Source organism: Liquorilactobacillus hordei DSM 19519 (genome assembly GCF_019443985.1).
GTDB classification, from domain to species: domain Bacteria; phylum Bacillota; class Bacilli; order Lactobacillales; family Lactobacillaceae; genus Liquorilactobacillus; species Liquorilactobacillus hordei.
Map to the genome: position 1 here is coordinate 1,639,106 of NZ_CP049303.1, position 21,738 is coordinate 1,660,843.

Here is a 21,738-nt window from a genome sequence, read left to right on the forward strand (position 1 = left end):
ATATTTATGTACCATTTGGCAATTAATTTTTTGTGTTCTAAGGTCTTTAAAAAGCATAATACATTGATCAAGTTCATACAATTTCATGCATCTTTCTTTGTACACAATATAAATATATTTTTTATTGCCTTAAATTTACTAATATTGAGATTTCTCTTATTCAGCAAAAAAAGAGAAGAGCTCAGGGAAAATTATTTCTTGTTTCTTGCTAATCTCCTTTTTTATAGAACAGTTATCATCGATCTACTGCATCACAATCTTCTAATATTAATTGCTATTAAAGTAATTAATATCTTCCTTTTTTAGCTTCTCAAGATCCTCAAACTAAAATCTTTTATCATTTACATAAGCAATCCACCAAATAAAATTAATTTTAACAGCACACGCAGATCATATGTATATTCAGATACTCAAAGATATAGAGTTTAATTTTAAGACTTTCAACTATTTTGTTAATCATTTTCCTAGGCTGATTTTATTTTTCAATCAGTTTTGATACTAAATCTGGTCTGATTTACGCTATAAATATTATATATTTTGAATATTCTTTCTATGAATATAGGGTATTTTTTTGAAGATAATAGCTGCAATCAGTGCTTTATTTTTAATTATCCAAAAAGAACTACACCAGAAAAATCGTTAATTTTTCTGATATAGTTCTTTTTTTACTTAGGTACTTTTGATCCAGTACTTTTATTTCGAGTAAAAGTACTCCATTTTATCGCAGAATCAATTTACTATTACTTCGTACCAAATAAACGATCTCCTGCATCACCTAACCCTGGAACAATGTATCCATTTTCATTCAACTTGTCATCTAGAGCAGCGGCAAAAATATCGATATCAGGATGTGCTGCACGTAGAGCTTTAACTCCTTCGGGTGCCGCAACAAGACAGACAAACTTAATCGCGACCGCTCCTCGTTTCTTTAGTGCATCAACAGCCATAATTGCAGATCCACCAGTTGCCAACATTGGATCTACCACAAAAATTTCGCGACTCTCCATGTTTTCAGGCATTTTGACAAAATACTCAACAGGCTTTAATGTCTCCTCATCACGATACATTCCCACATGACCAACTTTTGCAGCTGGAATTAGCTCCAAAATACCGTCAACCATTCCTAAGCCTGCACGCAAAATGGGCACGATCACAACTTTCTTGCCCGCAAGACTTTTTTTAGTTGTAACTGTTATTGGTGTTTCAACCTGCACATCTTCAAGTGGCATGTCTCTTGATACTTCATAAGCCATCAATTCGGCAATTTCGTTAACGACTTCACGAAATTCACGTGTTCCACAATTTTTATCGCGAATAATCGTCAATTTATGTTGGATCAGCGGATGATCAAGTACTTCAAATTTTCCCAAACTAGACACTCCTTTTTTATTCTTAATTATTTTAGCGGAAAAAACGAATTTTGGCTAGCTTCTTTCATCTTAAATTAATCTATAAAAAATTGGTCTCCTGCTGATTTTTTCAGACGATTCATATAAGCAATTCCTAAGCCCTGTTCTGCAAAACCCGCAGCCAAAATCCATTTAACATCTTTTTTATCATCAAAATATCTTAAACCTGCAAAAAGGTTATGACTTGCTTGCTCAACATTATTACCTAAATCAAAAAAAACAAAATTTTTTGACAACGTTTTTTCTTCTATCCCTGGAGCCATTATACCAACTAAGTAAGGTTGTTTTTTAGCCCAATTCAAAGCAGCCTCCCACTTACCCTCTTCAACTATTAACACTTGTGCATCAGGTGCATAATGCTTGTATTTCATTCCTGGAGCTTTGGGGGTTTCATCTTTACCTACCTCATGATGGTCTGTATCTAACTTTTTTTGCAAAACCTCTTCTATTTCTTCACGGGTTACTGCACCTGGGCGCAAAATAACTAATTTGTTAGTTGACATATCAATAATTGTCGATTCAACTCCAACTTGAGTCGGACCATCATCAACAATTCCCGCAATTCTACCTTCAAGATCATGATAAACATGTGCTGCCGTAGTTGGACTTGGTTTCCCAGAAGAATTAGCAGAGGGTCCCACTATTGGAACTTGCGCTAATTCTATTAACTTTCTAGTAACTTCATTTTCAGGCATTCTAAAAGCGGCTGTTTTTAACCCGCCAGTCACTGTTTTCGAAAGAGTTCCGGGTTTAATCTTGAATACAAATGTTAACGATCCAGGCCAGAAATGTTTGATTAACTTCCTAGCATCATCACTAATATCTGTTGCAAATTTTTCCATCATTTCAATAGAAGAAACTGTAACTATCAAAGGGTTATCTGATGGACGACCCTTTGCTAAATAAACTCGTTTAACTGCTAATTCATTCGTAGCATCAGCACCAAGCCCATAAACTGTCTCAGTAGGAAATGCAATCAATTCACCTTTGCGTAATTCATCTGCAGCTTTTTCTACTTCGGCTGGCTTATAGATTTTTGTAATCAGCATTTTTTCTTCTCCTTATTTATTGTTACTCTTATCATTCGATCATTTCCATAAAAGTCCTGTCTGATTTCAACTTTACCCACATTCTCAAATAGCTTTTCAATTTTTTTCCCTTGCTTAAATCCAATTTCTAAATAAAGTTTTCCACCTGGTTTAAGGTAATCTGATATTTCTTCAGCAAATTTTCGATAAAAAAACAAACCATTTTCTTGTGCGAATAATGCATTCTCAGGTTCATGCTTCAACACCGATTTATCCATCAAATCTACCTCAGAAATTGCAATATAGGGTGGATTAGAGACTATCAAATCATATTTACCTCTTAAAACCGATAATAAATCCCCAGTTTCAAAATTAACACTTGCTCCCAGACTAGATGCGTTTTTCTCAGCCACCGCGATTGCTTTTTTCGAAATATCTGACAAAGTTACATCCCAGTTAGGTCGTTCTAATTGCAAAGATATTCCAATTGCACCTGTTCCAGTCCCAATATCTGCTATTTCTCTCATAGATTCAACTACTGGATTATCTGCTAATATCCATTCAACTAGTTCCTCTGTCTCAGGTCGAGGAATCAGCGTGTCTTTTGTTACCTGAAAAGTATGTCCAAAAAATCTCGTATATCCCAAAATATATTGCACTGGCCAATCTACCTGATACATATGGATTCTTTTTTTAAATTGTTCAAATTCACTATCAGTTAAATTTGACCGCAAATTCTGCAATAATTGTAACTCATTCCATCCTCTAATATCCATTAAAAGTAACTTGATTGCATTTTTTGTTTCTTCATCCTTTTTATCCATAAAAGAAAAAGCCCACTTCTGGGCCTCTAAAAAATTCACACTAATCATTTTGCAGATTCTCCAGTGCTTTAGTTTGATCAAATAAAATCAATGCATCAATCACGTCTTCTAGTTCACCATTCATAATGCGATCTAACTTGTTAAGCGTCAAACCAATGCGATGATCCGTAACACGATTTTGTGGATAATTGTAAGTCCTGATTCGTTCGGAGCGATCACCTGTTCCGATAGCTGACTTTCGATTTTGATCATATTCACTTTGCTCTTTTGAAGAATAATAATCGTATACACGTGCCTTTAAGATTTTCATTGCTTTTTCACGATTTTGCTGTTGTGACCGTTGATCTTGCATTGCCACAACAATTCCAGTGGGTAAATGCGTCATTCGAACAGCAGAAGAAGTTTTATTAATATGCTGTCCACCAGCACCGGAAGAACGATAAACGTCCACACGAATGTCTTTGGGATCCAAATCAATCTCAACATCTTCTTCTTCAGGCATAACGACTACTGTTGCAGTAGAAGTATGTACACGTCCTGCAGATTCAGTTACAGGAACTCGTTGAACACGATGTGCCCCACTTTCATACTTTAGCTTTGAATAGACACTATCACCATTAATTAACAAAGCAATTTCCTTGAATCCACCAACTTCTGTAACATTCTTATCAAGTACTTCAATTGTCCAGCCTTCTTTTTCTACAAATTTGGAATACATTCCAAACAAATCAGCAGCAAAAAGACTGGCTTCATCTCCACCAGCAGCACCACGAATTTCCATAATAATATTTTTATCATCATTAGGATCTTTAGGAAGCAACAGAATTTTAATCTCGGCTTCCAATGATTCTTTGTCATTTTTTGCAGTTGCGAGCTCTTCTTTAACCATTGAAGCCATTTCATCATCGAGCTTTTCACCTAACATCTCTTCATCATCTTTAATTGTTTGAACAGCTTCTTTGTACTGATTGTACTTTTCTACAGTCTCTCTTAAGTCAGCCATTTCTTTTGAAAGGCTAGTAAACTTTCTAGTATCGCTAATAATATCCGGATCAGACAATAACTCACCTAGCTCTTCATAGCGATCCTCAAGAGATTGTAAACGATCAAATAGGTCATTCATTTAAAAATATTCCTCCATCTTTTGTTCTAGTTAAATTATATATTTTAGAAATTCAAAGGCGGTTTTAAATAATGTTTACGACATACGGGATAATATGCCTCATTCCCACCAATTAAAATTTGTTTACCGTCATATACTGGTTGCCCTTCGTGAACTCTAAGATTCATAATTGCTTTCTTGGCACAAAACCAGCAAATCGTCTTCATTTCTTCAATTTTATCAGCGTATAATAACAAATATTTTGAGCCCACAAATAACTCATTACGAAAATCATTTTTTAATCCAAAGGCCATAACTGGAATATTCATTTCATCAACAATCTTTGCAAGTTCCTTTATATGATGATGTTGCAAAAATTGAGCCTCGTCTATTAATACACATGCTATTTTTTTATTCATCTTAGCAATTAACTCATAAACATTTGTATCTTCATAGATAGGGGTAGCCTTTCTCTTTAAGCCAATCCGACTTGTAATGACTCCAATTTCATCCCTGTCGTCAACTGCGCTAGTCATAATTACAACTGCCTTATTTTGCTCTTCATAATTATGTGCAACTTTCAATATTTCAATACTCTTGCCACTGTTCATTGCACCATAACGGAAAAACAACTGTGCCATGACTACCAACTCCAAATTTAGACTTTCCTATTAAGTATATATGATTTTCTTATAAATTTCACTATTCAGATGATATATGTTTCAGTAATTATATTAAGAATGGCTTTTTATCTGTCAATACACTAAGATTTTCTGCAGAATTTGTGATATTATTTTCTTTGTAATTATAAAAAATAACGTGATATAAGTTGGGAAGTTTACCTAATATTTTGGGAGTGTATCATAAGTCGATAAAATTTAACTTTTGATACCTTCCCACATGATACTTTGAATTTATCTTAAAAATCCTAGTTTCTAAAGTACGTTTATATATAATTAACAGATAAACCGCCATAAACTACTAGTTTCAGACAGTTTATTTTGAAATGGAGGAAATCTAATGTCACTTAGAAGTTCGGTGGCAATTGCGGCAGGACATACATCCTACTGGTTTTTGCACAACTTTTTACATGGTGGTACCGCGTTACCAGGAAAAATAACGTTAGCAGTTGATCCAGATGTTCTGCAAACTCTGGCAAAAAATTACGAAACAGTCATCATAACCGGAACAAATGGCAAAACCTTAACAACCGCACTAACGGTTAAAGTACTGAAAGCAAAATATCCACAAGTACTAACTAATCCTAGTGGTTCTAATATGAAGCAAGGAATAGTCACTGCATTTTTAACATCGCAAAAAACTAAATCTGGCAAAAAATTAGCTGTCCTTGAAACAGATGAAGCTAATGTAGAGCTTGTAACAAAATACGTAAAACCAAAAGTTTTCGTATTAACTAATATTTTTCGTGATCAAATGGATCGTTATGGAGAAATCTATACAACTTACGCCAAGATTTTAGCGGGAATTAAATTAGAACCTTCTGCAACTATCATTGCAAATGGCGATGCACCGATTTTTAATAGCGTGCAACTACCCAATCCGATTATCTATTACGGAATTGATGCACAAGAAGATAAGGAACAACAAGCATTACCAAACACTGATGGATTATTGTGTCCTAAATGTCAACACATTTTGCATTACAAGAAAATATCATACGCAAATTTGGGAAAATATTATTGTCCAAATTGTACCTTCAAGCGTCCACCATTAAATTTCTCGGTATCTAACATTATTCAACAAACACCTCAGAGCTCTAAATTCATTGTCGACGGTACTACAATCAACTTGCATATTGGTGGAACTTATAACATTTATAATGCTCTAGCCGCATACAGTATTGCTAGATTTTTTGAAATTGATAGTTCCCTAATCGCAGCAGCATTGAATGACAATGACGAAAAAATATTTGGTCGGCAAGAAGTTATTAATGTTGATAACAAGAAAATAACCTTAATATTAGTAAAAAATCCGGTTGGTTTAGATCAGGTACTTGAAATGATTAAAACTGATTCAGAGCTCTTCTCCCTTGCTGTCTTATTAAATGCAAACTATGCTGACGGAATTGATACCAGTTGGATTTGGGATGGTCGCTTTGAAAATCTGCCATTCGCCAATATTCCTAGTGTCCTTGCTGGGGGCGAACGATATCGCGATATCTCATTTCGTTTAAAAGTGGCTGGCGTTTCTGATAAACAATTTATAGAACGTGAGAATCTGACCGAAGTTTTAGAAGCACTTAAGAAAATGCCTACCAATAAAATCTATGTCCTAGCAACCTATACTGCTGTACTTCAATTACGTAAATTACTAGCAAGCCAAGGTTATATCAAGGAGGGAATGGAATAATGAGTCTTAAACTAAATATTGCCCATCTCTATGGTGATCTCCTTAATACCTATGGTGATATTGGAAATATTCTTGTTCTCGACTACTATGCTAAAAAGATGGACGTCGAATTGACTTCTGAAATCGTCAGCTTGAACCAGCGGTTTGAAGAATCAAAATTTGATCTTGCCTTCTTTGGTGGTGGTCAAGATTATGAACAGATGATTGTTTCAAAAGATATTCAAAATAAGAAAGAAGCTTTAATTTCTTTTATTGCCAGCGAAGGACCGATGCTCGCAATTTGTGGTGGTTACCAGCTACTCGGTGAATACTATATCTCAGCCAAAGGAGAAAAAATAGCAGGCATCAATGCTCTGCCCCACTATACCAAAAGTCAAGACAATAACCGTTTTATCGGTGATATTATTATTAAGAATTCAGAAACGGGTCAAGAATATCATGGATTTGAAAATCACAATGGCATGACATTCTTAGGTAATGGTGAAAGACCCCTTGGAATAGTTATTAGCGGTCATGGAAACAATGGTGCAGATAAGACAGAAGGAGCCATTTATAAAAATGTCTTTTGTTCTTATTTTCATGGGCCTATTCTCGCCCGAAATGGTGAATTAGCAAAACGAATACTATTATTGGCGCTAAAACGTAAGTATCCCGATGCTGATTTTACAAAACAAGAACAACTAGAAATCAAATCAACATATTGATAACAGCTACTTGAAATAAACATGTTCAGCTTTTTAAGACACTACAAAATCGGAAAAATTTGATTTGTGAAATATATTTATCCGGAATAAATAGAGAGGGTGAGTCAAAATTTAATTTTGGCTACCCTCTCTATTTTTTTAGATAAATCTGGCACTCTTTTATGATCATTCAAAATTAATAATTCAAAAAGTTGTTTACTAAATCAAATTTTAATTTTTGTTACAACCAAATCCTCATGCCTTTTCACCAGGTTCGGAAATAATTAATGTTAAGTTTCCTCTGAACTGCCATTTTTTAACATCAAACGGTAGAATAAAATGGACACCTTTTTTAAGTGGATACTTATCGTCCTCAATTACCAATTCTCCTTGACCATCAAGTACCGAAAATAACGTATATGGTGCTTTTATTCGCATTCCTGTACTTTGTCCGCCCGCTAGTTCCAATTTATAAACACTGAAAAAGTCAGTCTGAACAAAAGTCGTAAGTGTTCCATCACCTACTTTATCAACCTCAATATTAAGTTCTGGATCTTTATGAGGAACATTTGTGACATCAATTGATTGCTGAATATGCAGTTCTCTTTTTTGACCTGTCTTTTCATCAACTCGATCAAAATCATATACACGGTATGTTGTATCACTGCTTTGTTGCGTTTCAAGCACCATTACACCTTTACCAATTGCATGAATAGTCCCACTTGGCACATATAAAAAATCACCTGCTTTAACAGGAACATGCCGCAACAATTTGTCCCATTGTTCTGTTTCAATCAAGTTTGCCAGTTCTTCACGTGACTTAGCGTGATGTCCGTAAATCATTTCTGAATCTTCATCTGCTGAAATCACATACCAACATTCTGTCTTTCCTAACTCTTTTTCATGCTCCCATGCATACTTATCATCAGGGTGAACCTGAACTGAAAGTGCGGTTTGAGCGTCTAAAATTTTTGTTAATAATGGAAAAACATCTCCCTTGGCATTCCCAAACACTTCACGATGAGAATCCCAAAGTTCATTTAATTTAATTCCTTTGAATTTTCCATTACTAATAGTTGCAGGTCCATGAAGATGAGCAGAAATTGCCCAGCATTCACCAGTGTGTTCACTAGGAATCTCATACCCGAACTCACTAGCTAACTTATTCCCACCCCATATTTTTTCTTGAAAAGCAGGCTCTAAAAATAGCGGTTCTTTTGTCATAAATGTTCCCCTCTCATTTTGGCTTCGCTTACATTATATCTCTTTTTCACTCAAATATTCAGTAATTATTTGATCTCTTCGTAATAAAAATTCATTATTGGGTGCATGCGGATGTATTCTATTGGTAAGAACAATCAATGCATCTTGTTTTTTCTTGTCTATTAAAATAAATGTTCCTGTGTAACCCGTATGATAGATACAAGGATCATTTGACTGATTATATCTCAAATCCCATCCATACGTCCTACCTAAGTTATGAGTTGGTGTCTGATCTTTGAACAATTTATTCACCATATCAGTTTTAAAGAATTTTTTTCTGCTACCTTCGCTTAATAACCATCTACTGAATTTCACCAAGTCCTCCATTGACATAAAAAGGCCTGCTGAACCACAATGTTCCCTTAAAATGTTGGCTTTAGGATCATGAACTATCCCTTGGATCAAACCACGTTTTTTGGTTAATTCTGTTGGTACACACTCACTTTGAAGTGGCGTAAATGTACTATTTTCTAGCTTTAATGGTTCCAACACGATTTCGGTAATAACTCTTTGAACTGGTTTTGCATAAAGCTTTTCAATAATCAATCCTAAAAAAATCATCCCAATATCAGTATACACAACCTCATTTTCAAAAGTTGGCCCAACATGTAACGTATAAAGTGCCTCCAATAATTGCTTTGCATTCAATTCATTTCGATTCTTAATGTATCCAGTAATACCCGAAGTATGGGTCAATAAATGGCGAATAGTTACTCGTGCATCAAAAAAGCCAGGGAGATACTTGATGACTTTATCATCAAATGCCAATCTTCCTTCATCAACTAATTTTAAAATTACTGTTGTAGTTCCTACGACTTTAGTTAGTGATGCCACATCATATTTCAATTCAGGGATCAATTTCTTCACAACAGGTTCCAATTGGCGATTTCCAAAAATTTCTTTCTGTTCTTCTTCATTATGGAGCATCGTATATGATACACCCGGAACAATCCCATCTGAGACCAACTCATGAAGTAATTTTGTTGTTCTTTCATTCATTATTTTATCGACTTCTTTTTATTAATATTAACAATTTCAAATTTGCCTTTAGCATAATCAACTTGACTAACGCGCGCATTCTTCAATAAAAACAGTGGAACATCCCCGCTTAAATTTTCAATGAACAATGAAAGTATCAGTGCATGGGCCACAATTAAAATGTTTACATTTTGTTCTTCGTATTGTTTTCCAATATTAGATAAGGTTCTCGTAATTCTCGCATTTAATTGCTTTGCATCTTCGATTTGAGCCCCTTCATCCATTTTTCCAAATAAATTAGTCACAGCTGCTACCCTTTTTTTTGAAATAGCTGCACTAAAAATCTGACCTATTCCCAACTTTTTGATTGCATTTGGAACCATATGTCGATTTTTCATTTCTTCAAAATTTCCAAAGCTAATTTCCCTTAGACCAGGATTACGAATTATTTTCGGTAATTCTTTCTGATTTTCACTTAAGATAATCCGTGCCGTTTCTTGCGTTCTTTTTAAATCACTAGTATAGACCTCGGTAAATCCGATATTTTGGAGTTGAATTCCCAACCTTCTAGCTCTCCGAATACCTTTTTTTGTAAGCGGGGAATCCGTAATTCCTTGAAGTCGGTGATACCTATTCAATTGTGTCTGACCATGCCGAACTAAATAGAAATGTACTGTCATAACTTCACCTCATCCAAAGAATTTCTTCATCTTGTTCAATTATACCAAAAATCCTGCTACAATTGAGACAAATAACTGGAGGTTTGCTAAAAATGGCAAGTAATTCTGATTCAATCTTTAATCTTTTATCATATCTAAAACGACATGAAGCTAACTATCAATTAATAAAAAACCCTTATAATAATATAATTAGATTAGTAATTTCAAATGAAACACCTATTTCTGATACCGATATTTATTTTCCTTCTAATCAATTAATGGTCAATCGTCTATCCGATGACTTCTTAGCACAACATGGAGAACTTTTAAATTATTATCTTGATTTGGGGCAAATAAATAACCCACACTTTTTAGAAGTCTGGGTTACTACTACTTATATTAAAGATGTCAAAAAATATTTATTAGAATTATCTTTTGAATAACTCTCCTTATCTATGAATCTTCAAAGGAACAAACTTTAGTACTATAAAAAAGTTCACTAACACTAAGGCAGCTGTAACTAAAAATACACCTTGATAGTCAAAAACACTCGAAACTAGTGACCCAATTAATGGTCCTACAACCCCACCAGTCGCTTGAAAAGATTGATTGTAGCTGAAGATTCTTCCAAAGGCTTCGCTTGGAACATCAACAGTCAGGATTGTTTGAACTGCCGGCAACATTGCTGCACTTGAAAGACCTAATATAAATCTCAAAATACCTAATTGCAGTGGACTAGTTACAAAGAACATTGGTATAAATACAATTGCCGTAACTATAAGTCCAAACAATAGGACTCTTTCTGGTTTTGTCTTGTCCATTAGTCGACCTATTCTGGAGGCAACAAGTAAGGTTCCAAAACCTGGCATCGCGGCTACAATTCCACTAACAAGAGAAATATTTCCATGCCCATGCATCAGCTCTCGAACAAGCAAACTAATAATCGGCGAAATTGACATCAATGAGGATTGTACAAGTAAGGTTGTCAAAAACATTGTGACAATCAACCCTTTATTTTCTAACTCACCAAAAATTTTCTTAATAGATTTCATTTTCTTTGCGGGAATCGGAATAAAATGTTCCTTAACGTATATGTTAGTCAATATAAAAACCAACCCCATTAGTATTCCAGTAATAAAAAATGTAATACGATACCCAAGACTCCCCGCAATCAATCCACCAAATAATGGGCCTAGTAGTGTTCCGGTAACATTTGCAGTCATCAAATTACCCATTACTTGTCCACTTTGTTCATGTGGTGTTTCCCCTGCCATCAGGGCAGTCGCGTTATTTATATACCCTGAAAAGGCACCTTGTAAGAACCTCAAAAGTATTACGATCCAAACACTTTGCGCTGTTCCAACCAAAAATATTGTACATGCCATGACACCCGAAGCACGTAAACACATTAATTTACGTCCCTTTTGGTCTGCCAAGCTTCCCCAAAAAGGAGAGACAATAGCTTGTGAGAAATATGTAATTGAAAAAGCTACACCAGAATATATATTCAACTGCCATGTTGAAAAATTACCCAGCGTATCTATGTAAAGTGAAATAAACGGCATTGTCATTGAATAGCCCAGCGCCGTTATAAAGCATCCCAACCATAATGTTAGAAAACTTCTTCTCCAAACTCGACTACCGTCTGTAGTGGTTTTTCCCATCCAAATTTCAGCTCCCTTATAAATTAAACAATTACCATGGTAACACTCCATCCAGCTTTAGCATATAAAATTATAATGAATACTATTAAAAACTAATTATCGAAAGTATATAATCAACTGATCTTGATTGCTGCCAAAGCCCATATTAACAATATAAGGGCTAGGAAAATATAAATATCACCCTGGCCCTCTAGCTAATCTATTCATCTCTAATAATAACTACACAACAACATTATAACTGTCAGCGTGCATTAATCATCTAGGTCTCTTTCAATATCAAGACCATAAATATCACTGACTGGTTCATTTTTATCAACTGGATGAACAACTAAAATTGTCGTTGCCCCTTTTTCACTCACATACCCCGCAAAGCTTGCAACTTCTTCGACGCGATATGCTAGGCCGTCAGAATTATAAATATACTGACCAGCAACTGGCATATTTTCAAAATAAACCTTATTCATCCGATAATATTCATTTTCTCCATCATGCATTACTAGAACAACCTTAAACATCTACTTCACCTCTCAAAGTTTGCAAATAAAAAATTATTATCACCATCTGAGAATGTGCCAAAAGTTAAATTTTGACCCAGTCTCGCTAATTATTTCGTGTAAAAGTATTTCATAAGTCAAAATTCTCCGTTTGACTTCGAGTTACTCACAGCAAAACAATCGCTATGCTCGTAATTCCGAGTTAGTACTCAAATTTTCCCTATTTCTGTCACACGCCCTATCTAATATCATTAAGTAAGTTAATTATATCATTTTTGCCCTAAGATATACGTTACAAAACCTTTAATTAATCATTTAGTTTTCACATTAAATGCTTATCTAATATATCAATTATTAAGTTGTCTTTTTATCTCTGAAAGACTGTGCACCGTATAATTAGGCATGTACTTTGTAAGATTTTTCTTATATCTTGGGTTAAACCACATCGTATCAATTCCAGCATTAATACCACCTGCAATATCTGATGTTAATGAATCTCCAATAATTAAAGATTTATCATTCTCAAAGTCACTAATGTTATTAAAAACATAATTGAAGAATTCTTTTTTAGGTTTCTGATATCCCGTATGTTCAGATATAAATACATTTGTAAAATAGGTATCAAAATGTGAATCTGCCAATCTCTTAGTCTGTACGCTTTCAATACCATTTGTTACAATAAACAATTCAAAAGATTGTTTATGTAACTCCTCCAACAAGTCACGAGCTCCACTTATTTCCTGATGTCCCTGTGCTAAATACAACAAATATTTCTTGCTCATTTTGTCATTATCAACATTCATTCCGAATTCATGCTTGAAAAATTCTGTAAACCTAGTAGACAATAACCTTTCTCGCGATAATTTACCTTGTTCCATCATTTTCCAAAGAGATTGATTAAATTCTTTATAGTCTTGCTTAACAGTATCTGTCAGTTCAATTCCTTCCATTGTGCTAAACAGCTTTTCTAACGCTGCATCCTCTGCCATGCCAAAGTCCAGTAACGTATCGTCAATATCAAAAAGCAAAGTTCGGTATTTTTTCTTCAAAATGATTTCCTCCATGATTAAGTATCATTATAGCAAGAAAAAAGAGTTTATGGATTCTATAAACTGATTTACAATTGATAAAAAAGATAAGGACTTAACACATGACTACTTTTAATTACTCACTTGAATTACTTCAAAATAGCTCAATTTCAGAACTAGCAACTCTCCAAAAACTAGATCCTGAATTTATAAGTATCACATATACAAATCATGCACTTTCTTTTTTCGAAACGACTTTCACAACCGCATTAACACTTAGAAAGACAACCCATATTAAGACAGTTATCCATCTGCCTGCAACGTCATTTACCAAAAAAGAATTAACCACTTTATTAGCAGAACTAGATTGCAGTCCAATCGACTCAGTATTAGTTCTATCTGGCGATCAAAAAATAAATAAGAAAAGCATTTATACCTCTGCACTCGAATTAACGCGTTTCTTAAGTAATGAACTTCCACATCTCAACATTTTATGCAGTTGTCATCCCGAGACAATTACTTCAAAAGTTGATTTACAAAAAGAAATAGATCTAATGAAAGCTAAAGAAAGTGCTGGATGTAAAATTTTTATTTCTCAAATTTTTTTCGATAACACTAGTTTTGTTAAATTTGTAAAATATTGCCGCGCTGCTGGAATCAAAGCACAAATTAGAGCTGGAATTATGCCTATCATTAATAAAAACCAAGTTAGTTTTGTAGAAAAAGTACTGAAAATACATTTACCACATTCTTTTAAAAATATTGAAAATAATACAGATTTACGAAAAGTTGGAATTCAATTTGCACTTAGTCAAATCAAAATATTAAAAGACAAAGGAATAGCTAACTTTCATTTTTTTACGATGAATGATCTAGAAACTATTAAAATATTAACTGACGGAGTATTATGAGAAGGGTTAATTGATTACATTATGTTTTGGAGGATGAAAAATGAACAATTCAATTGAAAATATACCAATCCTTTCTTCTCAATTAAGAGCCGATATTGTCGAAACACCAGCAATTATTCAACAAGCTTCGGGACTAAAGTTATTTGGTAAGAAGATTAAGAGTATTATCTATACAACCGATGTTGCTGTAATCGCAAACTGTAATGCAGATGCTGTTCTTGTTGTTTATCCATGGACTCCCAACACACGTATACTAGAGGCTGTTTCTACAGTTTCCAATATTCCTATTCTCGCGGGTATAGGTGGCGGACTAACAAGTGGTGTAAAGTCGACTGTCGTTGGACTTTTTGCCGAAGAAAACGGTGCCCAAGCCGTAGTACTGAATGCCCCAACCTCCATAGAGACAATAAAAAATGTTAAAAAAGCTGTTGATGTCCCAATTATTTATACTGTTGTAAGTTCAAATCTTGATATAAAAGAACGCATAGATGCTGGGGTAAAAGCTTTTAATGTCGCTGGAGGCAAAGATACTCCAGAATTAGTCGTTTGGGTGAGAAATGAACTAAAAAAACTCGGTCTAGATGAAAGCTTCCCCATTATCGCATCTGGAGGTAAGACAGATGAACAAATTCATAAGACAATCCAAGCAGGAGCAAATGCTATTTCATTCACTGCCTATGGTGTCACAGAGGCAACATTTCAAAAAAAGATGGAAAAATATCGTCGTGAAAATTAATATTCGCAAGCATAGTTAGAAAAGTGTGGACCAAATATTAAACGTTGTCAACCACTAAGAATTTAACCCATTAACTATTTTTTCTCTGAATAGACAGAAGTGGGAGCTAGGTCAAAATTAATCTTAACCTAGCTCCCACTTTTATTTATTTTACATTTTTAAACTTAGCATCACATTTTTTGTGGAAAATATTTTTTAAGGTTGCAGCCCCCTTTAAAAGGTACAAAGGCAAGTTACCCACTTGCTAGGAGATATAAGGATCACTTCCTTTCAGTTATTAAAACAACACACTGTTGGAAATGTACTCAATATCTCACCTCCTTAACAAAAGAAGTTTATTCCACACCCATATTTTAATACTATTAGATTGTTAAATGCTAGTTGAATAGTCTTTTAAAATAATTAATTTTCTTGTTCAATAATATCTTGACTAATATCATCGTACATTATATTATCAATTCGATATGAATTCCTAACATCTATTTTGGATACTTTCATATCAGGTCCCAACAAGAAACTCTTTCCATTTGAGTGTTTAATCGAACTGTTTTGAGGATTATAATTTGTGACTACGACAATATGTCCTTTTCCTTTAGCACCTTCGCCATCAGAAACCTTCTCATTGGTTGTCCCAACATAGACGCACGGATTTGTTTCATTCCCTATCATTAGTCCTAAATCTTTCAATACTCTTTCCATCATAATCCTTCTTCCCACTTAAATTGACGAAGGCGTCATACCTCTGTACGACGCCTTCTAACTAAGCTAATTATATTAAATTGTTCCGAAAATTTTATTACATGAACTAAAATTAAATTCTAACTTTCAAAGTGCTATCCCAACCTCTATAACACATTTACAACTCTATAGTTGCGCCATTAACATGAAAGATCAACAAACTTAAAACCAATCTATAAATTAAATAACGCTTAATGTATCTGTATTGTACCACATATTCTCTATTATTGATAGTCTACCACTTCATCCACTATTATCAATCATCAATTAAAAAGTTATAGATGTTACTTTACAATAGTAATTCTTCCCAAAAAGATAGGCCAGTTAATCAAATAATTATTATAGTTACCATAATCTAGAAATTTAACTAAGAAAACTAAACCTCGTCATAACTCAATGGTACTTCTAAATAACTTTCTTTTCCAATGTAGATCATTTGTTCACTCGTTTTCTTTATGCTTTCACTAAATTTATCCTTATATCTAAGTTGCACTGTATCTGCTAGAAAATTACTTGCCGCTATTAGTACAACAAGTCTTGATCCTTTTTTCATCTGCCAAGCAACATTTCCAAGAGAAATATTTAATTCTACTTTTTCCCTTGCAGAGTGGGTTTGAGTAGAATTATCATTGCAAGCTGACACAGAAACAATTCCATCTTTTATATTTATATAATCCGAATCTTTTGTGTATTCACATATTTTCACCAAAAAAGTCGTATTTTCTTTAATTGGTAAAATTGCTAAATACAATTTTAACTTACCAATAACCCTTGTTCTACCATTGAAGTAAGCCGATCGGAAAGCAACCATATCTCGTCTTTTTGAATATATATTTGTATTCACAAATCCATGGGGTTTATCAATAAATTCTGGACTAATCCAAGCAAACACATCTTCTTTTGTTGGCCAATTTATATTTTTCAATGAACTACGTGTAAACTTAATCTGCTCATTTTTCTTAGACTTCATTATCGATAGTCTACCATGATCTTGTAAGTACAATTTCAATATCTTATTGTAGTTCACTTCTGTCCTAATACTTTTCTCTATTTTCATCATATTATTCATCTCCAAATACTCCCATCATTCTTTTAAGAATTCAAAAAAATGTTAAGTTTCGTAGTAATACTAAATTTATATAATTTACCATATGCTCCTAAGTCAATATTTGGCACATGCTTTTCTAGACACTTGTTCTGATTCTTTCAGTGTTGAACCAATTAATATAATTTGAGATTCTGAGAATTAAGTCCTCAAAGCTTGAGAAGTGCGTTTGAAAAACGAATTCTCGTTTTAATAATGAATGAAAAGCTTCTATTTGGCTATTATCGTAAGGATATCCTTGCTTAGAATACGAATGGAGGATTTGATGTCGTCTAAGCAAGTTTTCAACATCACTGCTCGTATATTGTGAACCCATATCTGAATGAAAATATGCTGGTCTTTTATGATGTTCAAGTGCTTGGTTAACTGTATCTACTACTAGTTTGGCATTCATCTGTCGTCCTATCTTATATGCGAGTATCTTATGAACCTTTGGCTCATACACTGAACTAAGATATACCCAAGTTCCAGGTCGTAGCTCAAGATAAGTAATATCAGCTCGCCAAGTTCTAGCTTTTGGCTTGTTTTTGATTAGATTGGGACGTTGTAAATAATCAACATGAGTACTAGGCTTTTTAAAACGCCGATGCATGAGAGAGTGAATCTTCATTTCTTGCATTAGCCGAAAAATCCGTTTGACACCAACTATAATTCCCAGTCTATTTAATGCTAGTTTGATTCTTGGATAACCATAAGCGCGATAGTTTTCTTCCCAAATTTTTCGAATACTTGCTTTTAAGTGACGGTCAACACAATCGTGTTGACTAGTTTGATAGTTCAACCAATGGTAATAGGTGCTACGAGCTAATCTTAAAGTTGAGAGTATTAAGGATAGGCGGTGATAGGGTAATTGAATCTTAATGAAAGCAAGAGTTTTAACTCGCCCTAACGCTTTCCCAGTAACACCGCCGCAGCTTTTAAAATCTCCAATTCCTCCTTGAGACGTTGGTTCTCTTTTTGTAATTTTTTAAATTCTTTAGAAGTAACTTCAGTTCCATCATCAAGTTCAACTGATTTTGCATCTTTAATCCAGTTATGAATTGATGCAGGAGACACTGCATATTCTTCTGAGAGAGAACGAGCTGATCTCTTTTCCTCGGTGTGCATTTTAATAATGCTTGCTTTAAAATCATCAGTATATCGTTTCATATAAAAACTCCTATCCTAGTTATTTTATTATGGCACAACTGTCTAAATATTTGTGTACCAAATACTAGGATAAGAGCAATATACTTACTACTAATTATTACAAACATTTTTTTCATAGATTATTATTATACTATTTAATTTTAAATGTTTTTAATTGTATAATATTAATATATTAGGAGTTATATTAACTAAATAAGGAAAAGGCTTACAAATAAAATGCAAATAACAGACTTATTAAATGAATTTTACCTAGCTTCGAAGATTTCTATTTTTACCTATGACATTAATGGTAAATTAATTTCTTCTTTTAAACATCCTCTCATCCCAGACTTCCCTAATAATTTACTTGCAAAAATTGATTTTCAAATTCAAGCTGGAAAAGTTAATCTTTTTAACACTAACCAAGATGAATGTTTCAGCACACTATATCTTCCACAAAAACAGCATCATCTAATTATTTTATGGTGCAGCACTCAAACAATTGAATCTTTGGGAAATTTTCGTGATAATTTTCCTAGTGTTAGCCTTGAAAGATTGACTCACTATACAAAGATACTATATTTCATTTTCTTTAAAAAACTTCCTGATATTAATGCGCCGAAATTGATTAACGATAAAAACTTAACTAACACCAACAACAAAGGTAAGCTAAATGACATCATTTCAGAAAAACAATATCATAATAACTATCAAAAAGAAAAATTGATGTTACAATCACTTTCTGAGGGAAACTTGCCTGCATTTCAATTTTGGCTAACCTCCTTTATCAAAAGCGGTTCCTTTGGTCAAATGGCTCTCGGAAATAAACTGAGAAATAGTAAGAATCTTTTGATTGCTGCAACAACCGTCTTCACTCGCGCTGCAATTAGAGGCGGAATGCATCCTGAGGCAGCATTTGTATTAAGTGACAAATGTATTCAGCGAATTGAAAAATTAGGTAAAATAGATAACATTTTGGAATTAATACAAGAAATTGGTGAATTATTTGTAAAGCGTGTTCGAATGGCTCAAAATTTTTCAAACTCAACAATTATTTTTTTAATTCAAGATTATATTTTCAAACATTTAAATGAAACGCTTCGGTTGGAAAACATAGCAGATAGTTTAGGTTATTCCAAGCAATATCTTTGCCGTGTGTTTAAACAAGATACAGGAGAAACAATTATTTATTATGCTAATGAACAAAAGATACGTGAAGTTTGCAACCAATTGATTTTTTCTAATAATAACGTTACAGAAATTGCAACTAAATTAGGTTTTTGTGATCAAAGTTATCTAACAAAATTGTTTGTTAAACACACTAGCATGACACCAATTGCATTTAGAAAGAAATACCATATGTAATTCTACTGTGTGCTAAGCACAAAAAAAGGTCTCCGCAGAGAACCTTTCTGGTAATTCTATAATATTACTAATCAATACAATCCTGAAATCTTGCCCTCATCACTTAAGTCCATCCCATTTGCAGCTGGTATCTTCGGTAAACCTGGCATTGTCAAAACATTACCCGTAAGTGCAACAATAAATTGTGCTCCTAATTTCGGAACAAATTCACGAACATGGATTGTAAAGTCTGTTGGTGCTCCTAATTTTTTTGCATCGTCAGATAATGAATATTGGGTTTTCGCCATACATACTGGAAGATGGTTCCATCCTAATTCTGCAAATTGCTTAAGCTGTCTTTTAGCCTTGGTACCATATTCTACTTTGGTACCACCATAGATCTTAGTAACAATTTTCTCAACCTTTACCTTGATTTCGTCTTCTGCTGAATAAAGAGGTGCAAACTCACTAACTTGTTCACAGGAATTGACCACTTCTTTTGCCAATTCTAGTGCACCTGCTCCACCTTTCGCCCAGACATTAGCAACAATCGCTTTCGTGCCTTCATCAGCACACAGTTTCTGTAAACATTGAAGCTCTGTTTCAGTATCAGAAACAAATTGATTAATTGCAACTACAACTGGTACGTTGTACTGTTTCATGTTATTAATGTGTCTGCTTAGGTTAACATAGCCGTTCTTTAATGCTTCTACATTTTCTTGTTTTAAATCTTCCTTTTTAACGCCGCCATGCATCTTTAAAGCTCGTACTGTTGCAACAATTACAATTGTATCTGGTGACTTCCCGAGTACAGGCGTTTTGATATCCAAAAACTTCTCGGCACCCAAATCAGCACCAAACCCTGCCTCAGTGATTGTATAATCAGCTAATTTTAAAGCAGTCTGTGTTGCTAAAACACTGTTACAACCATGAGCAATATTAGCAAATGGTCCACCATGAATAATTGCAGGCGTATGTGCCAATGTTTGAACTAAATTTGGTTTAATTGCATCCTTTAATAATAATGCAATTGCACCAGTCACACCTAGTTGATCAACTGTCACTGGTTTTCTTTTTGTTGTATAACCAATTACAATATTTCCAATTCTACGCTTCAAATCGGCAACATTCTGTGCAAGACATAAAACAGCCATTAATTCGCTAGCAACAGTAATATCAAAGCCATCCTCACGTGGTATTCCTTGAGAAATTCCACCTAGTCCAATCACAACATGTCTCAAAGCTCGATCATTGATATCCAATACTCTTTTCCAAATAATCCGTCTCTGATCAATATCTAATGAATTACCTTGATATATATGATTATCTATCAAAGCAGCTAATGTGTTATTTGCAGTTGTCAGGGCATGCATGTCACCAGTAAAATGAAGATTTATATCTTCCATTGGAACAACTTGTGAATATCCACCTCCTGTAGCTCCGCCTTTCATTCCCATAACTGGGCCAAGTGAAGGTTCACGCAAGGCAATCATTACCTTTTTGTCTAATAGACTGAAGGCATCTCCTAACCCTACTGTTACAGTTGATTTTCCCTCTCCCGCTGGAGTTGGATTAATGGCTGTCACCAAAATTAACTTTTCTTTAGTTTTAGTACTCTTTTTAATTGGTAATTTAATCTTCGCCTTAAAATCCCCATACTGTTCAATATCAGATGGCTTTAGCCCAACCTTCTCAGCAACTTCCTTAATATTCCTCATTTCAGCCTGTTGTGCAATTTCAATATCTTTCAACGAAAACATCCTCCTAACAATTATAATTGAATTATAATTCATTGTTCGTTAAATGTCATTATAATATCCCTAGATATCATAAAATAAAAACATAATATATATTGTTTAATGATATTTACGAACTTTTTCATTGTGAAACTATTATATTGTATAGTATTTTACAATTGCTTTTACTCATAATAAAATGATATTTCTGCCTTTTTACAGTAATAATAATTCCATATTTTGAGATTCTCACATTTTCAATATTCGTTAACGTAATTTTTTTAGTATTTTGCGGAATTATCGTGTGAACTATCATTTGTTCATCATCAACTTCAATCCATCTTAAAAGAAGCTGAATAATAGTAATAGCACAAAAAATTAAAAAAACAATGACTGTCCATATTTGAAAAACGGTTATTTCAAGCCACAATAAAACACTTAAAAGTAGTATCATAAATGTAAATGACCAACAAATAACGCTAGTTGCAAAATCTGGTTGATACCAGAACTTCTTATTCATATTCATAAAAAAACACCT

22 protein-coding genes are annotated in these 21,738 nt (G+C 33.8%); 6 read left to right on the forward strand and 16 right to left on the reverse strand.

The features are described 5' to 3' along the window. Positions 1-740: 740 nt before the first annotated feature. The 5 genes from upp to G6O70_RS09165 all read right to left on the reverse strand — a co-directional run bounded on the left by upp (position 741) and on the right by G6O70_RS09165 (position 5,004). Positions 741-1,370 carry a uracil phosphoribosyltransferase gene (upp, locus tag G6O70_RS09145; RefSeq protein WP_057868562.1) on the reverse strand — a complete coding sequence of 210 codons (630 nt, stop codon included), beginning with the start codon at positions 1,368-1,370 and terminating at the stop codon, positions 741-743. 74 nt (positions 1,371-1,444) lie between these two features. Then, positions 1,445-2,458 (reverse strand): L-threonylcarbamoyladenylate synthase, encoded by a 1,014-nt coding sequence (locus tag G6O70_RS09150; protein ID WP_057868563.1) that lies wholly within the window; start codon positions 2,456-2,458, stop codon positions 1,445-1,447. Continuing rightward, positions 2,452-3,309 carry a peptide chain release factor N(5)-glutamine methyltransferase gene (prmC, locus tag G6O70_RS09155; protein WP_057868564.1) on the reverse strand — a complete coding sequence of 286 codons (858 nt, stop codon included), beginning with the start codon at positions 3,307-3,309 and terminating at the stop codon, positions 2,452-2,454. Before prmC ends, G6O70_RS09150 begins: the two co-directional genes overlap by 7 nt. Then, on the reverse strand, positions 3,302-4,384 hold the full coding sequence (gene prfA / locus G6O70_RS09160) for a peptide chain release factor 1 (protein WP_057868565.1): 1,083 nt from the start codon (positions 4,382-4,384) through the stop codon (positions 3,302-3,304). The genes prmC and prfA overlap by 8 nt, the downstream gene beginning before the upstream one ends. 44 nt (positions 4,385-4,428) lie before the next feature. Next, positions 4,429-5,004, reverse strand: coding sequence for a thymidine kinase (locus tag G6O70_RS09165; RefSeq protein WP_057868566.1), 576 nt, complete (start codon positions 5,002-5,004; stop codon positions 4,429-4,431). A gap of 379 nt (positions 5,005-5,383) precedes the next feature. Between G6O70_RS09165 and G6O70_RS09170 the strand changes: the two genes are divergently transcribed. Together G6O70_RS09170 and G6O70_RS09175 are read left to right on the forward strand one after the other, a co-directional pair. Next, entirely contained in the window at positions 5,384-6,733 is a 1,350-nt protein-coding gene (locus G6O70_RS09170) for a Mur ligase family protein (protein ID WP_057868567.1), read from the forward strand. After that, positions 6,733-7,437, forward strand: coding sequence for a type 1 glutamine amidotransferase (locus G6O70_RS09175; protein WP_057868568.1), 705 nt, complete (start codon positions 6,733-6,735; stop codon positions 7,435-7,437). Before G6O70_RS09170 ends, G6O70_RS09175 begins: the two co-directional genes overlap by 1 nt. Before the next feature lie 234 nt (positions 7,438-7,671). Here G6O70_RS09175 and manA read toward each other — a convergent pair whose 3' ends face one another. From manA to G6O70_RS09190, 3 genes are read right to left on the reverse strand one after another with little or no spacing between them, the layout of a single operon-like run. Beyond that, positions 7,672-8,640, reverse strand: a complete 969-nt coding sequence (manA, locus tag G6O70_RS09180; protein ID WP_057868569.1) for a mannose-6-phosphate isomerase, class I — start codon at positions 8,638-8,640, stop codon at positions 7,672-7,674. A 33-nt stretch (positions 8,641-8,673) separates the two neighbouring features. Continuing rightward, positions 8,674-9,678 (reverse strand): serine hydrolase domain-containing protein, encoded by a 1,005-nt coding sequence (locus tag G6O70_RS09185; RefSeq protein ID WP_057868570.1) that lies wholly within the window; start codon positions 9,676-9,678, stop codon positions 8,674-8,676. After that, positions 9,678-10,337 carry a histidine phosphatase family protein gene (locus G6O70_RS09190; protein ID WP_057868571.1) on the reverse strand — a complete coding sequence of 220 codons (660 nt, stop codon included), beginning with the start codon at positions 10,335-10,337 and terminating at the stop codon, positions 9,678-9,680. The genes G6O70_RS09185 and G6O70_RS09190 overlap by 1 nt, the downstream gene beginning before the upstream one ends. Before the next feature lie 92 nt (positions 10,338-10,429). On the opposite strand from G6O70_RS09190, the gene G6O70_RS09195 reads away from it, so the two are divergent. Beyond that, a complete protein-coding gene (locus G6O70_RS09195) occupies positions 10,430-10,759 on the forward strand; it encodes a hypothetical protein (RefSeq protein WP_057868572.1) in 330 nt (109 codons plus the stop codon). Positions 10,760-10,765: 6 nt separating this feature from the next. Here G6O70_RS09195 and G6O70_RS09200 read toward each other — a convergent pair whose 3' ends face one another. The 3 genes from G6O70_RS09200 to G6O70_RS09210 all read right to left on the reverse strand — a co-directional run bounded on the left by G6O70_RS09200 (position 10,766) and on the right by G6O70_RS09210 (position 13,523). After that, entirely contained in the window at positions 10,766-11,980 is a 1,215-nt protein-coding gene (locus tag G6O70_RS09200; protein ID WP_057868573.1) for an MFS transporter, read from the reverse strand. A 251-nt stretch (positions 11,981-12,231) separates the two neighbouring features. Then, the gene (locus G6O70_RS09205) at positions 12,232-12,495 is read right to left on the reverse strand and encodes a hypothetical protein (RefSeq protein WP_057868574.1); all 264 of its coding nucleotides are present in this window, start codon (positions 12,493-12,495) and stop codon (positions 12,232-12,234) included. A 326-nt stretch (positions 12,496-12,821) separates the two neighbouring features. Further along, the gene (locus G6O70_RS09210; RefSeq protein WP_057868575.1) at positions 12,822-13,523 is read right to left on the reverse strand and encodes a YjjG family noncanonical pyrimidine nucleotidase; all 702 of its coding nucleotides are present in this window, start codon (positions 13,521-13,523) and stop codon (positions 12,822-12,824) included. 101 nt (positions 13,524-13,624) lie between these two features. On the opposite strand from G6O70_RS09210, the gene G6O70_RS09215 reads away from it, so the two are divergent. Next, entirely contained in the window at positions 13,625-14,413 is a 789-nt protein-coding gene (locus G6O70_RS09215; protein WP_057868576.1) for a methylenetetrahydrofolate reductase, read from the forward strand. A 40-nt stretch (positions 14,414-14,453) separates the two neighbouring features. Next, positions 14,454-15,149 carry a beta/alpha barrel domain-containing protein gene (locus G6O70_RS09220; RefSeq protein ID WP_057868577.1) on the forward strand — a complete coding sequence of 232 codons (696 nt, stop codon included), beginning with the start codon at positions 14,454-14,456 and terminating at the stop codon, positions 15,147-15,149. Positions 15,150-15,551: 402 nt separating this feature from the next. Here the strand turns inward: G6O70_RS09220 and G6O70_RS09225 are convergent, their stop codons facing one another. The 3 genes from G6O70_RS09225 to G6O70_RS09235 all read right to left on the reverse strand — a co-directional run bounded on the left by G6O70_RS09225 (position 15,552) and on the right by G6O70_RS09235 (position 18,141). Continuing rightward, the gene (locus tag G6O70_RS09225; protein ID WP_233419093.1) at positions 15,552-15,851 is read right to left on the reverse strand and encodes a hypothetical protein; all 300 of its coding nucleotides are present in this window, start codon (positions 15,849-15,851) and stop codon (positions 15,552-15,554) included. Positions 15,852-16,263: 412 nt separating this feature from the next. Next, positions 16,264-16,947, reverse strand: coding sequence for a CocE/NonD family hydrolase C-terminal non-catalytic domain-containing protein (locus G6O70_RS09230; RefSeq protein ID WP_057868579.1), 684 nt, complete (start codon positions 16,945-16,947; stop codon positions 16,264-16,266). Between the two features lie 124 nt (positions 16,948-17,071). Further along, positions 17,072-18,141 (reverse strand): IS3 family transposase gene (locus G6O70_RS09235; protein WP_219934271.1). Its coding sequence is split into 2 segments (ribosomal slippage): positions 17,072-17,913 and positions 17,913-18,141, totalling 1,071 coding nucleotides; the frame shifts between segments, so codons are not numbered across the junction. 216 nt (positions 18,142-18,357) lie between these two features. On the opposite strand from G6O70_RS09235, the gene G6O70_RS12255 reads away from it, so the two are divergent. Continuing rightward, positions 18,358-19,485, forward strand: coding sequence for an AraC family transcriptional regulator (locus G6O70_RS12255; RefSeq protein WP_233419114.1), 1,128 nt, complete (start codon positions 18,358-18,360; stop codon positions 19,483-19,485). A gap of 71 nt (positions 19,486-19,556) precedes the next feature. On the opposite strand, the gene G6O70_RS09245 is transcribed toward G6O70_RS12255, so the two are convergent. Further along, complete coding sequence (locus tag G6O70_RS09245; protein WP_057868963.1) at positions 19,557-21,215, reverse strand: formate--tetrahydrofolate ligase; 1,659 nt, start codon at positions 21,213-21,215, stop codon at positions 19,557-19,559. 127 nt (positions 21,216-21,342) lie between these two features. Beyond that, entirely contained in the window at positions 21,343-21,726 is a 384-nt protein-coding gene (locus G6O70_RS09250) for an EbsA family protein (RefSeq protein ID WP_233419115.1), read from the reverse strand. Between the last annotated feature and the right edge of the window lie 12 nt (positions 21,727-21,738).